The sequence below is a fragment of the Candidatus Methanoplasma cognatum genome (assembly GCA_009777615.1).
In the GTDB taxonomy this organism is placed as follows: domain Archaea; phylum Thermoplasmatota; class Thermoplasmata; order Methanomassiliicoccales; family Methanomethylophilaceae; genus Methanoplasma; species Methanoplasma cognatum.
Genome location: WRLM01000003.1, coordinates 14,729 through 27,561, shown reverse-complemented (window position 1 = coordinate 27,561; position 12,833 = coordinate 14,729). Strand labels below are relative to the sequence as shown.

Below are 12,833 nucleotides of genomic sequence, written 5' to 3'. Positions count from 1 at the left end.
TCCTCTCTTTGAAAATGAAATCATCCAACTAGATGAGAGAAAGTAGTTTGAAATAAATCTGTCTCGAAGCTGTTGTGAGGCTGCATTGGGCTTATGATTTCTTAGCGGCCTCTTTCTCCGCTTCGATCTTCTCGATATCAACATAGAGGTCGTCTATCTTTTTGAATAGGTAGGCGCCGATGCCGGAGAGGTCTTCTCCGTCCTTGTATGCTTTGTAAAAGAGCTCTCCAAGCTCCTCTTCGACCTTGTCGATCTCCCGCCTCTTGTCATTGATCTTTGAGTTGAATCCCGCCTCATCGATCATCTTTGCGCCTCTGTCGATCGCGTTCTCCAGTTCTTCACCAAGGTCTTTGAAGAATCCCATGATATCACCTTCGAGAATTTTTTATTAAAAGGGGGGGGGTTGCCCTCCCTGGAGTTTGATCTTACATCATGCCAGGCGGCATTCCGCCGGGTCCGCCTCTGCCCGGAGGCATTTGCGGCGGGGCACCTCTGCGCGCGGCTATGACGTCGTCGATCCTGAGGACCATGTTCGCCACCTCTTCCGCAGAGTTTATCGCCTGAACTTTGACCCTCAAAGGTTCGATGACATTGTTTTTGAGCATGTCAACTGCCTCTCCGGAGCAAAGGTCCAGACCATAGTACTTCCCGTCCTTCTTCTTCTCGTGGGCATTCTTCAGTTTAATGATGCTGTCTATGGAATCGAGTCCCGCGTTCTCCGCAAGCGTCCAAGGTATGATCTCCATCGCTTTTGCGAACTTCTCAATAGCAAGCTGCTCCCTGCCGCCCACCGTCGAGGCGTACTCGGAGAGTCTCAGGCACAGCTCGATCTCGGGCGCGCCGCCTCCGGCGACCACTTTCTTGTCCTCAAGGGTGACCCCGACCGTGCGTATCGCATCGTTGAGCGCCCTCTCTACCTCTTCCATGACGTGCTCGGTCCCGCCGCGTACGAAGATCGTCATCGCTTTGGGGTTCTTGCATTCGGTGATGAATGCCATTCCGTCCTCTCCGACCAGCTTCTCCTCTACAAGACCGGCCGTCCCGAGATCTTTCTTGGATATTTCCATGACACTCCCCACAACGGTTCCTCCGGTGGCCTTCGCGATGGCTTCGACATCGCTCTGCTTGCACCTTCTGTAACCAAGTATCCCCGCCTTGGCGAGATAGTGCTGGACGAGCTCGTCGACTCCTTTTGACGAGAATACGACATTCGCGCCGACCTCTTTGATCTTCTCTACGATCGCTTTCATCGCGTTCTCTTCCTCTGCAAGGAAGGCGGACATTGCCGCGGGGTCAGAGATCTGTATCTGAGCATCGAACTCTGTTTTCTTTACTTCGAGAGATGCGGTGAAGAGCGCGATCTTTGCGTTCTCCACCCTCTTGGGCATACGGGAGTGCACGGCCTCTTTGTCTATTACAACGCCCTGAACAAGGTATGTATCCCCGATGACACCGCCGACCTTCTTTTCGACGCGTACGTTATCGGCGTCGACCCTGCCGTCCTCCATAACGGACTTTGTCGCTTTTACCACTATGTCTGCAAGTTTTTCGTACTCTTCGCCGACGGATTTTCCTGTCAGCGATGTTACGGCCACCCTCTTGAGCATCTCGTCCTTGGTAGCGTCTACCGCTATCTCATCCAGGATCTCTAACGCTTTGTCAGCGGCCATCCTGAATCCGTTCGTTATGACCGTGGGGTGAATCTTCGCGTCGAGGAGTTCCTCCGACTGTTTGAGAAGTTCTCCCGCGAGCACTACCGCCGTTGTCGTACCGTCGCCGCATTCGTTGTCCTGTGTCTTTGCGACCTCGACGACCATCTTCGCCGCAGGGTGCTGAACCTCGATCTCTTTGAGGATCGTCACACCGTCGTTCGTTATCACAACGTCTCCGATGGTGTTAACAAGCATTTTGTCCATTCCTTTGGGTCCGAGCGTGGACCTTACGGCGTCGGCCACGGCTTTGGCGGCCGAGATATTATTGAATTGAGCCTCTTTGTCCTTTGTTCTCTCTGTGCCTTCTTTCAGCACAATGATAGGTTGATTTCCGTTCGCATACATAGGATGATTTCTCCTTATTTGATTAGTCTGGTAATTTTGTTCTTCTATATTAACGTTTTCTATTTTGTTCTAACTTTGTTAGTTAAAGAGACTTCGTCCACGCGATCGCCGGCCTCAATATTGCCGACGGCTTTTATAGGCTTGGTGTCTGGCCGGGAGATAGATAAAATATCATGCAATACGTTACAGGAAGCGGAAAGATGTCGTTAAGTGCGTTCGGAGATAAAGCCGTCAAGCCGGACGAAGATATGGTCTTGACAGTGCTGGGGGAAAGAAAAAACCTGTGGGACCGTGTCATGGGGCACATCGCATCCGCTTACAAGGATGTGAGCGGAGAATGGAAATTCTACAGCAAAGATGCGGGCTGGACGCTCGTTGTGAAGAGCGGCAAGCGGACCCTGGTGTACCTTATCCCTCTGGAAGGATCCTTCAAAGCGAACTTCGTTCTCGGAGAGAAGGCCGTATGCGCAGCGCAAGGTTCGGACCTGCCGCCGCATATCCTTAAGGCCATCTCTGAGGCCAGGCCGTATGCGGAAGGGCGCAGCTTCATGACAGATGTGAAAGATGACGAGGACAGGGATGCGGTCATGAAGCTTATCGGCATCAAAGAACGCAACTGACGTCATTTCCTGAACGATAATGCGCCTCCCTTATCCCGAAGGGAATCCGGCCGCGGTCAGAAAACATCACTGACCGAAAGTCCCGAAGCTGCTGCCAGCTTCCGTATCTTTTCCCTAGGCCTTTCCGATCCGCGTATGTTCATGCGGTTCAGTCTTTCCGTGAGAAGCGGCCGCGGGTTCAGCCTATCGATGAACACCCGTTCTACTCCGGTAGAAACGATCGCTTCCACAAGTTCCTCTTCATTTCCGTCCAGGTGGTCCAGCACTGGCCCGATCAGAGCGTATGTGTCGATGCCTCTTTCCGAAAGCTGCCTCAATGTATCCAGTCTTTTTCCTGGCAGGGGTGCGCCCGGTTCGGTGATCTTCGAGAACTTGTCACTGAGAGTTGTTATTGTAATCCCCACCTCTCCCCTCATGGATGATATCAATTCTATGTCCCTTAGGATCAGATCGGATTTCGTGTGAAGGTGTATACGAAAATCCCTTTCTTTCAGTATCTCCAGGCATCTCTGCGTAAGTCTGAATCTTTTTTCAGCGTATTGATACGGGTCCGTTACAGTTCCGATCCCTATCGTTCCTTCCAGACCCGACAGTTCCTTGGCCAGCCTTTCTGGTATGTTCGTTCTTACTTTCACGACCCTCCAATCCTTCCAATCGGTGTGCAGAACCTCCGGCGCATAGCAGTAAACGCAGCCGTGTTCGCACCCCCCGTACGGGTTGAGAGCGTAATCTATGCCGGGAAGGCCGGAGGGGGAAAGTGCCCTTTTCGCTTCCGTTATCCTGTAACAGCCGTCCCATTCCAAGGCGCCCTCGAATTCGATAAGGTCAGTAATAGTCCTCTATCCTCCTCTGCGTCAGATAATCTTTCAGAATACCGGAGTTCCTGATCCATGTGTCTCTTTTGATATCCATCACCCCGTCCACATGTGCGAGGGCCTTGTCCAGTACGTCGAATTTGAACGGTTTTGTTCTGAGAGCTGCCCTTACGTTCTCTCTCACGTTCCATACCCCTACCGGCATGACATATCCGGGATGGGCCTCCCTCATTATCACCACTCCGGCGGTCCTGCGCTCTTTGAGGAGGAGTTCGTTCACGGCCATCCTCGCCGCATAGTAGCAGCCGCCGATGTGCGCATATTCTGACCTTCCCTCAAAGAATTCGCAGTCGGAAATGATGTCGATCGTCTTGCCCAGGGGATTCCATGTGGTGTTCGGATACCAAGCTTCGATGAGCTCGTACCTCCACGTGCATGGCATCATCAGCACGCACCACCTGTTGTCAAGCTGCTCCCACTGGTAGATCCTGAACTCATCTATCGTCTGGTTGTATTTTGTTGTTTTAAGCAGATCCTTGCCGATGATGTCGTCCACCGCCGTGATGCTCCATCTCGTCGGCACGAAGCGCCTTCTTTTCTCCGCTCCCATCGTACCCACTGAGAACGCTTTCTGTATCTCGGAGACGAGAGTGCCGTTCTTGTAGGCGCTGACCACGGCCCCTGCGGCGTTCAGATCGATGTCGTAGAAGCTCTTCTCCAGGTTCCTTTCGAATCTCCCGCTCCCTATGGTCATGCCGTCCATCCTCGCCGACGGGCCGAATGGCTGTACCTCATCGTCCAGAACCACCCTTCCTCTGGGCTTCTGCCTGAAGTTCGCTTCCACTTCCAAAGGTCTCTCCGTCAGCGCCAGCTCCTGAACGCTGTCGACGATCCTGCCGGCGGCCTTGAAGTTCTTCGCGTCTATCCTGTATTTCCCCCTGACCAGCCTGAACCTCATATCCACGATCTCGTCTATAGACTTGCCCACCCACATCTCCGGCTTGTCCAGTATCGATGTGTCGCCGAATTCGGGTGGAAGGAGCGGACCGATGTCCACCTTCGGATATCCGTATCTGCCGACGAACACCGCCGGGGGGCTGCATCCCGCCAGGTCCTTTATGTCCATCAGCGGCATGGTTCTCTGCTGGGAATAGAATTTGATCATCAAAGGGCAGCGGTCCTTTCCGCAGAGTCTTCTGGAACCTTTGCATATAGAACAAAGACCGGATCTGGCCGGGGACTGATTTATCTCGGCCATCTTATCGAAGAACTCTGCGCCTGACATCTCATCATACCATATAGCATCCCGAAAGAAAAAACTTCACAAGAAGGGAAGATTGAGCAAGAGGCAACTGGTCGAAACCGGTGCAAGGGGTTGCCCCTTGCTATGGTTCGAAAATGCTCGTTTTAATATTTTAAACATTGTGAAAAATAGAATGATATTGCCTTTTTAGGTAATACAAGTCGTTTACCCTCGCATAATTTCGACTGATTTCTGGCCGATATGGCCTGCCGCCGCAGCTGCGGCGGCATCGGCTATATACTTCATCAAAAACTGTCATTGAACTTCGGAAGAGGTCATTCCGTCAAACGATCCGAGCAGTACGGACGCAGTTTCCCACTAACGATATTATTTACCAACACAGCAATTATCACTTTAGGCGATATCATGTCCGACGGTAATAAGATCAAAGTCACGAAGAACGGCCCGTACATAGTGTACGGCGGCGTACCTCTTAAAGAAGAGGTCCTCGAAAAAGATGCGATGGGCAAGCCGGACAGGTGGGCGGACGGAAAGAAGCACTACCCTGACGAGACGTACGCCCTGTGCAGATGCGGAAGGTCCGGGGACAAACCGTTCTGCAGCGGTGACCATGGCAATTTCGACGGCACAGAGACCGCCCCAAGGAACACCTTTGCCGAGAGGGCGAAGATCTGCCACGGAGATGATGGTGTTGCCCTGCTGCAGGACCCCGCGCTTTGCGTCGGCGACGGGTTCTGCCACGGAAGACATAAGATCGAAAGCACCGTCAAGAAAAAGAAAACTCTCGACATCGCGCTGCAGCAGACATACGATTGTTCGGGCGGAAGTCTTGTTATAACAATAGACGGGGAGATACAGGAACCAAAACTTGAAAAAAGCATTTCCGCAACCTCGGCAGGCACGAAGAGAGGTCCCTTTTGGGTCAAAGGCGGGATACCTGTGGAATCATCGGACGGTTATGTGTATGAGGTGAGGAACCGTGTCGCCCTATGCAGCTGCGGAAGGTCTGAGAACAAACCCTTCTGCGACGCGGCGCACCTTCGCTGAGGGGGTCACAGCCGTTTTATCTCAAGGTCGAGATCGAAAACATCTTTAAAATCATCCTTTATGGTCTTCAGCTTCCATATTTCCATGCTTATGTCGGACTCCGATCCCAGACCGACCGTTATGGCGCCGGCCGATACGGATATATCGACCGTATCGACGGAGGAATTCCGGTGGCGGTCCAGTATGTCGGCGATCTTAAGCATCATGGCGCACATCAGGATGTCCGATATCTCACTTTCCTTCATGCCGCTGAAATGCTTTGATCCCCTGTCGGGGAATTTCTTATGGTGGAATTTCGCCAGCAGCCCCATTGTCCTCAGTTCCTCGTTATCGAACCCGGGGAGGAAGGAGTTGACGATGATCGTGTAAGAATGGATGTGGTGTTTCGTATAGCTTATGAACTCCCCGATATCGTGAAGCAGGGACGCATACGACAGGAGCGTCCTCATCTCGCCGTCTATGCTGTGTATGCCGAGCTCTTTCATGCCGTCGAACAGCAGGAGCGCGTTCCTCCGTACCGTCTCCGCATGGGGCCTCTGATACTGGCATCTGTTTGCGAGGTTCAGCACGGACGACTCCTTCACATTGAACTCGGAGTGCCCGTTGTTCAGAAGATAATCCATTTCCATCCCCTGCTTCATGCCCCTCTCGCTTATCTCTATCCTGTCGATCCCCAGAAGGTACATGAGCTCCTCCGCTACCGCCCCGCCCGATACAATGATGTCGGCCCTTACGGGATTCATACCGGGCACTTCCTTCCTTTCCTCGACGTCTTTCCTGTAGAGTTCCTTCATCACCTCCACCAATTCATAGTACATCATGTAGGATGAATCCCCGTCCCTCTTAGCGGCGCACATCTCCGCGAGAGCGATCATTGTCCCCGACGACCCGTAGGCCTTTTCGAACCCTATCTCCCTGACCCTGCGGCAGGTGCGGTAGGACATCATGTCGACCTGCCGTCTTAAGAAATCATATTCAGAGAAGGTCAGCGCTTTGGTGTGGTCCGTTTCCCCTCCGTACGCGAGCCTCACCGAACCCAGGCTCAGACTGTCAAAGAAGAGATCCTCGCTTCCTTTGCAGAGGGCTATCTCCGTGCTGCCGCCGCCGATGTCTATTTCCAATGTTTTCTGAGGAGGGCCGTTCGGGCCGAACACCCCCAGCCTTATGAGCCTCGCCTCTTCGAGCCCCGATATTATCTTTGCGTCAACGCCTTCCACCTTCACCGCGTCCAGCAATTCTTTTCTGTTTGACGCCTCCCTCGCGGCGCATGTCGCATATGCTATTATCTTCTCCGCCCCGAGGTCCTTTGAGAGCTGCACGAAGTTCGACATAACGATGCGCACCCTCTCAATGGTATTTTCGTCGATGTAACCCTGTTTGAAAAGGTGCTGCCCCAGCCTCACCGTTTCTTTGTCCTGGTAGATCGGAGTGCCGATCGAGTTCCCGAAGAAGCGCACGACGAGTATGTGGATGGAGTTCGTTCCTATATCGATGAAGCTTATGACCTTTGAATCCTCAGCCATGCCATTTGCCTCTGTTTTCGATGAACCATTCCTGCGAACGGAATTTCCTGCCTTTCTTCTTCACCGGGACGTACCGTCCGCCCGGGGTCAGACATTTGGCCTTCAAGCTGTCTTTAAGATGAATATCGAGTATGTTCTTTTTTATCAGCGCGAGCATTTTTTTATCGACTATCGGGAACAGTACCTCCACCCTTGCGATCAGGTTCCTCGGCATCATGTCGGAGGACCCCATGTACATCTCGGGGTCACCGTTGTTCTCAAAATAATATATCCTCGAATGCTCAAGGTACCTGTCGACGATGCTGATCACCCTGATGTTCTCAGAGATCCCTTTCAGACCGGGCCTCAGACAACACAGGCCCCTGATGTTCAGGTCGATCTTCACGCCCGCCATTGACGCCTTGTATAATTCCGCAATGATATCGGAATCGACAAGGCCGTTGGATTTCATCGCGATGTATGCCTTCTTCCCCTTCGCCTGGTTCTCCGCTTCCCTTCTTATCTTTCCGATAAGGGTCTTCTTCAGCGTCGTCGGGGCGACCAGGAGGCATTTATAATCTCTGGGGCCGAAGACGCCGGTCAGCGCGTTGAACAGTTCGCCGACGTCATCCCCTATCTCTTTGTTGATGGTAAGGAAGGACGTGTCGCCGTACTGCTTCGCTGTACTCGTGTTGTAGTTTCCGGAGCTCATATGGGTGTATCTGATGAGCTTATCGTTCTCCAGCCTGACCACCTGCAGAAGCTTTGAATGCACTTTCAGGTCGACCGGCCCGTAGACCATATGGACGCCGATCTTCTCGAGCTCCCTCGCCAGATAAATGTTGTTGGTCTCGTCGAACTTTGCGCGCAGTTCCATCAGGACGGAGACGGTCTTGCCGCTTTCGCGGGCCCTTCTCAGGGCATTTATGATCGACCGATCCTTTCCTATCCGGTAAAGACATATCTTTATGCTTTGAACGCTGGCGTCCTCTGACGCTTCGTTAAGGAAGCGCACGATGATATCGAACGACTCGTAGGGATGGAATATCATCCAGTCTTTTTCTCTGATGGTGTCAAAGATGCACCTGTCCTCCCCGAACTCGGGCGGGACGTAAGGGACGAAGGGCTTGTCCCTGAATTCGGGCACGTCAAGCGATGCTATCTGCCACAGGTCGGTCAGAAGCATTCCTCCCAGCGTTGCCGTGTGTATCTGATTGTCCCTTAGCTTCAGATTCCTTCCGAAGAGAGATATCATCTCGTTCGGCATGCCTTCTTCCACCATCATCCTGACCGGGAACCCCACGTCCCTTGAGTCAAGAGACGTCTCGACGGCAGACATCAGGTCGCATGCCTCGTCGATGGTCACCTGGATGTCCGCGTTCCTTGTCACCCTGAAGATGTACGCCCCCGTCACATTCATTCCCGGAAAGAGATGATTGATCTCCGATTCGACTATGTCTTCGAGCTGAACAAAATCCATACCCTGGGATTCGGACGGTATCCTTACGAACCTCGGCAGAATGCTCAGCGGCACCTTAACCCTTGCGTATATGTTCTCCCCTTTGTTGTTTATCCTCACCGCGATATTGAGCGAATTGCTTGATATGAACGGGAATGGATGGGAGATGTCCAGCGCCAGAGGGGTGAGCAGGGGATGCACCCTTTCTCTGTAGTATTCTCCGACCCAGGCCTTTTGGCCGTCGGAGAGGGAACCGATGTCATGTATCCGTATGCCGCCGTCATACAGTTCCTTCCTCAGCTTGCCCCAGCACGCCTCGTAGCCGTCCACCAGGTTGTCGACGGAGACGTTTATCTCCGACATAAGAGCCTTTGTGTCGCGGTAGACGTCCGGCCCGATGGCTATCAGACTGCTGCTCTCTTCCTTCTGCAGCAGCCCGGGGACCCTTATCATAAAGAATTCGTCCATGTTCCCGTACGCTATGGCGAGGAACTTCACTCTCTCAAGCAGCGGAACGCTCGGATCATTGGCCTCGGCGAGGCACCTGCGGTTGAACTCCAGCCAGGACAGCTCTCTGTTTATGTATAGGCTGTGGTCGAAAAGATCAACCTCTTCCGCCTGATTCATTCTTCTTTCCGTCCCCTTATCTTGACCGAATCTGAATGTGCGTGCAGCCCCTCAGCTTTAGATAAAGCTATTATGGTGGGGGCAAGGACGGCAAGTCCATCCCTTGATATCATCTGGACCGTGGATGTTTTCCTGAAATGTGATACGTTCAGCCCTGACATCGTCGCCGCATACCCGGCGGTAGGAAGAACGTGATTAGTTCCGGATGCATAATCGCCGGCCGCAATGGGCGTATAAGGTCCTATGAACACGGACCCGGCGTTGGTTATCCTCGAAAGAACGTCCAGCGGATCTTTGACCTGTATCGAGAGGTGTTCCGGCGCTATGCCGTTCATGATCTCCGCTGCCAGCTCCATGTCCTCTTCCACGATATATCCTGAGTTCTTCAGCGCGGATAGCATTATGTCCTTTCTCGGAGCGCCTTCCATCTGCTCTTCCATGAACGACCAGACCTCGTCCGGAAGCTCCGGATCGGTCGTTACCAGCAGGCACGCCGACGACGGATCGTGCTCCGCCTGGGCGAGAAGGTCCGCCGCGATGAATTCTGCGTTAGCGGTCTCGTCCGCAAGGACCCCGATCTCGCTCGGTCCGGCGGGAAAGTCTATTTCCACGTTCTTTCTGAGCATCATCTTCGCGGCTGTTACGTAAACATTGCCGGGTCCGACCACTTTCTGCACCGGCTCTATGGACTCCGTCCCCAGAGCCATTGCGGCTATGGCCTGGGCGCCGCCCACCTTATAGATCTCGTCCGCGCCGGCTATGTCCATGGCCACCAACGTCAGCGGGCTGACCGGCGGCGGGGTGCAGCATATCACTTCCTCCACGCCCGCGGCCTTTGCGGCGATCACGCACATCAGTGCGGTGGAGGGATAAGACGCCCTTCCCCCAGGTATATAGCAGCCCACCCTTTCCAGAGGAGTGCTTTTCACGCCCAGGGTTATCCCCGGCTCAATCTCTTTCAGCCAGAGGTCCTCCGGGACCTGAAGCTCGTGGAAACGCTGTATGAAGTCTGCCGCGTTCTCTATCTCATCCAGCAGGATCGGGTCTACGTTCTCATACGCTTCCTCGATCTCATCTCTGGATACTTCGATATCCTCGATCATGACCTTGTCGAATTTCATTGTCAGGTCTGCCAACGCCTTATCGCCTTCGAACCTGACGAGATCGATTATGTCCTGCACAGCGTCCATCACTTCGTCGACCTTCGACTCGCGGTTCTCTTTCCAAAAGCTCTCTTTGACCTGTTTCCACATGTTTCCCCCATAGGTTCGGAGGAATTTATATTATACGCAGGGGAAGACCGTGCCTGAAAAAACGGCTCGTGGAAAGAAAGAGACCGCTTACCGAGCGACCTGAGCGCCTCGTCATACGCTTTATTAACCGCCTAAACCATCATGAGACGGCCGGATGAAGAAAGAACCAGGCTGATCCGTGATGAGCCCTATGAGTGCTGACGGCCCTTATTCTTCATATATCTCTTCCGGAGTGCCGCCGCTGACGACGCCGTCCGGCTCTTCCGGGACATTGCCGTCCGACATATACGACATGAGATCGCAGAGCTTCATACCATCGCCCCACCTCATCACATAGTTCCCGTTGCCGGTGACCTCCATCTTCGGGATCCTTTCCCGAAGGGATTCATTCTTTCCTTTCAGCTCATTGCGGGTGGGGATCGTGAATATCCTCCACGGATCCCCCCTTACGCTCTTAAGCCTGAATGCGTAGACGGGGAGAAGACTCGACCTGCAGCATACCTCTTTCATATTCGCGGCCTGCTCGGTGAGCCTGGGGTTCCTGCTGAAATGCATCGTTTCCTCGGCCGAACTCTTAACTTCTATGGGGAACGAGTAATCCCATCTGAGAGCGACAAGGTCCACGCCGAGAGACCCCGCCGCCCTTATGACCAGGAACGGGTCCTCCAGCATCAGATTGTAGGATCTGGTCTCCTCTTCACTGCAGGTCTTGATCATTTTCGTTATCGCTTTTCGATCCCCGCTGAGCAGACCCTTCAGTTCCCTTTCGTAAATGTCTCCGGCCGCCGCCATGATATCACTGTCTGGATGTACGGGAGATTATTAAAAGAAAACATGGGGGTGGCTGAAAGTACCGAAAGTGCATCACGGAGTAAGTCTGCTCGTGTCCCTGGGAAACAGTATCGCTTCCCTCACATTCGGAAGGTCCAGTATCTTTGAGACCAAACGGTCCACTCCCATCCCCCAGCCTCCGTGGGGGGGCATGCCGTATCTGAAAGCATCCAGATAGGAACCGAAGTCTTCTGGGTTCAGGCCTTTCTTCTCCATCCTTTTCAGAAGTTCAGGGTACCTGTGCTCCCTCTGGCCTCCGGAGGATATCTCCTGGCCTTTGTAATCCAGATCGAATGAGAAAGACAGATCCGTGCCTTCCTTCTCCATGATATAGAACGGCTTAGCCTCTTCGGGATATTCGATGATGAAATACAGATCGTTCCCTCTTTCGGCCATCATATCGCCTATCAGCTTCTCACCCTCAGTACCGAGATCGTCCCCGTCCTTAAGGGGCAGGCCGAGACCGATGACCGTCTTAAGGCATTCGGTGTATGTCAGCACGGGGTACGGCCTCTTCGGGACAATTATATCCTTTCCTAGAATGTCCAGATGCTTCTTGCCCCTTTCTTTGAGCTGCGTGAGAACGTGATCAATCACTTCTTCTATCACCGCCATGACGTCCTCCTCTTTCTCTATCCAGGCCATCTCTCCGTCGAAAGAAGAGAACTCTGTGACGTGGCGGTTCGTATTGGAGTTTTCAGCCCTGAAGGCCGGACCTATCTCGAACACCCTGTCGAGGCCGGTGGACATCATCATCTGCTTATAGAGCTGGGGACTCTGCGCCAGATATGCCTGCCTTCCGAAATAATCTATGCAGAAAAGCGTTGCGCCGCCTTCCGCCCCCGTAGCGACTATCTTGGGGGTGCTGATATTCAGGAAACCGTTCTTGATCATGGCCTCGGATATCAGTTCGGCCACCAGCGATCTTATCTCGAACACCGCTTTCATCTCCGGCTTCCTGAGGTCCATGAACCTGTTGTTGAGGCGCGTGTCCATCTCAACGTTGACCTTGTCTATGACCCCCATCGGCAGCGGTACCCCGGCTTCGCTGTAAAGTTCGAACGAGATCGGTATGACCTCGACGCCCAAAGCCGTCTGGTCGCTTTCTTTCACCTCTCCTGTCACTGCGACGACCGATTCCCTTGACAGCCGGGTAAGCGATTCGAATAAACTTGGTTCTATCTTCTTTTTCGGCATTGTTATCTGCACCGTACCGTACCTGTCCCTGAGGGTCAGAAAGGATATGCCGCCAAGATTCCTTATGTCCTGGACCCATCCTTTCACTGTAACGATGCCGTCTTCCTTACCAATATTACCGGAGTCTCTGATCGAGGTCATTTTAACATGCCTGATTAGAC

The 12,833-nt window shown here is 53.1% G+C and carries 11 protein-coding genes; 2 read left to right on the top strand and 9 right to left on the bottom strand.

Annotation, left to right across the window (positions count from 1 at the left end):
- Window positions 1-91: 91 nt before the first annotated feature.
- Window positions 92-364, bottom strand: a complete 273-nt coding sequence (locus FWG96_04425) for a hypothetical protein (protein MCL2032494.1) — start codon at window positions 362-364, stop codon at window positions 92-94.
- A gap of 61 nt (window positions 365-425) precedes the next feature.
- On the bottom strand, window positions 426-2,057 hold the full coding sequence (locus FWG96_04420) for a TCP-1/cpn60 chaperonin family protein (protein MCL2032493.1): 1,632 nt from the start codon (window positions 2,055-2,057) through the stop codon (window positions 426-428).
- A 173-nt stretch (window positions 2,058-2,230) separates the two neighbouring features.
- Between FWG96_04420 and FWG96_04415 the strand changes: the two genes are divergently transcribed.
- Window positions 2,231-2,677, top strand: a complete 447-nt coding sequence (locus FWG96_04415; protein ID MCL2032492.1) for a DUF3788 domain-containing protein — start codon at window positions 2,231-2,233, stop codon at window positions 2,675-2,677.
- Window positions 2,678-2,733: 56 nt separating this feature from the next.
- Here the strand turns inward: FWG96_04415 and FWG96_04410 are convergent, their stop codons facing one another.
- The gene (locus FWG96_04410; GenBank protein MCL2032491.1) at window positions 2,734-3,480 is read right to left on the bottom strand and encodes a radical SAM protein; all 747 of its coding nucleotides are present in this window, start codon (window positions 3,478-3,480) and stop codon (window positions 2,734-2,736) included.
- Window positions 3,481-3,502: 22 nt separating this feature from the next.
- The gene (locus tag FWG96_04405) at window positions 3,503-4,777 is read right to left on the bottom strand and encodes an Nre family DNA repair protein (protein MCL2032490.1); all 1,275 of its coding nucleotides are present in this window, start codon (window positions 4,775-4,777) and stop codon (window positions 3,503-3,505) included.
- Window positions 4,778-5,161: 384 nt separating this feature from the next.
- On the opposite strand from FWG96_04405, the gene FWG96_04400 reads away from it, so the two are divergent.
- Window positions 5,162-5,803 carry a CDGSH iron-sulfur domain-containing protein gene (locus FWG96_04400; protein ID MCL2032489.1) on the top strand — a complete coding sequence of 214 codons (642 nt, stop codon included), beginning with the start codon at window positions 5,162-5,164 and terminating at the stop codon, window positions 5,801-5,803.
- Window positions 5,804-5,808: 5 nt separating this feature from the next.
- On the opposite strand, the gene FWG96_04395 is transcribed toward FWG96_04400, so the two are convergent.
- From FWG96_04395 to aspS, 5 genes are all read right to left on the bottom strand, one after another.
- Complete coding sequence (locus FWG96_04395; protein MCL2032488.1) at window positions 5,809-7,326, bottom strand: Ppx/GppA family phosphatase; 1,518 nt, start codon at window positions 7,324-7,326, stop codon at window positions 5,809-5,811.
- Complete coding sequence (gene ppk1, locus FWG96_04390) at window positions 7,319-9,391, bottom strand: polyphosphate kinase 1 (protein MCL2032487.1); 2,073 nt, start codon at window positions 9,389-9,391, stop codon at window positions 7,319-7,321. Before ppk1 ends, FWG96_04395 begins: the two co-directional genes overlap by 8 nt.
- Complete coding sequence (gene hisD / locus FWG96_04385; GenBank protein ID MCL2032486.1) at window positions 9,388-10,644, bottom strand: histidinol dehydrogenase; 1,257 nt, start codon at window positions 10,642-10,644, stop codon at window positions 9,388-9,390. The genes ppk1 and hisD overlap by 4 nt, the downstream gene beginning before the upstream one ends.
- 207 nt (window positions 10,645-10,851) lie before the next feature.
- A complete protein-coding gene (locus tag FWG96_04380; GenBank protein MCL2032485.1) occupies window positions 10,852-11,436 on the bottom strand; it encodes a Holliday junction resolvase in 585 nt (194 codons plus the stop codon).
- Between the two features lie 72 nt (window positions 11,437-11,508).
- Window positions 11,509-12,813, bottom strand: coding sequence for an aspartate--tRNA(Asn) ligase (gene aspS / locus FWG96_04375; GenBank protein ID MCL2032484.1), 1,305 nt, complete (start codon window positions 12,811-12,813; stop codon window positions 11,509-11,511).
- Window positions 12,814-12,833: the final 20 nt, after the last annotated feature.

Bases quoted from the DNA above. Each gene is read 5' to 3' on its own strand.
- FWG96_04425 (MCL2032494.1), bottom strand. From the start codon at position 364: ATGGGATTCTTCAAAGACCTTGGTGAAGAACTGGAGAACGCGATCGAC.
- FWG96_04420 (MCL2032493.1), bottom strand. From the start codon at position 2,057: ATGTATGCGAACGGAAATCAACCTATCATTGTGCTGAAAGAAGGCACA.
- FWG96_04415 (MCL2032492.1), top strand. From the start codon at position 2,231: ATGCAATACGTTACAGGAAGCGGAAAGATGTCGTTAAGTGCGTTCGGA.
- FWG96_04405 (MCL2032490.1), bottom strand. From the start codon at position 4,777: ATGTCAGGCGCAGAGTTCTTCGATAAGATGGCCGAGATAAATCAGTCC.
- FWG96_04400 (MCL2032489.1), top strand. From the start codon at position 5,162: ATGTCCGACGGTAATAAGATCAAAGTCACGAAGAACGGCCCGTACATA.
- FWG96_04395 (MCL2032488.1), bottom strand. From the start codon at position 7,326: ATGGCTGAGGATTCAAAGGTCATAAGCTTCATCGATATAGGAACGAAC.
- ppk1 (MCL2032487.1), bottom strand. From the start codon at position 9,391: ATGAATCAGGCGGAAGAGGTTGATCTTTTCGACCACAGCCTATACATA.
- hisD (MCL2032486.1), bottom strand. From the start codon at position 10,644: ATGTGGAAACAGGTCAAAGAGAGCTTTTGGAAAGAGAACCGCGAGTCG.
- FWG96_04380 (MCL2032485.1), bottom strand. From the start codon at position 11,436: ATGGCGGCGGCCGGAGACATTTACGAAAGGGAACTGAAGGGTCTGCTC.
- aspS (MCL2032484.1), bottom strand. From the start codon at position 12,813: ATGACCTCGATCAGAGACTCCGGTAATATTGGTAAGGAAGACGGCATC.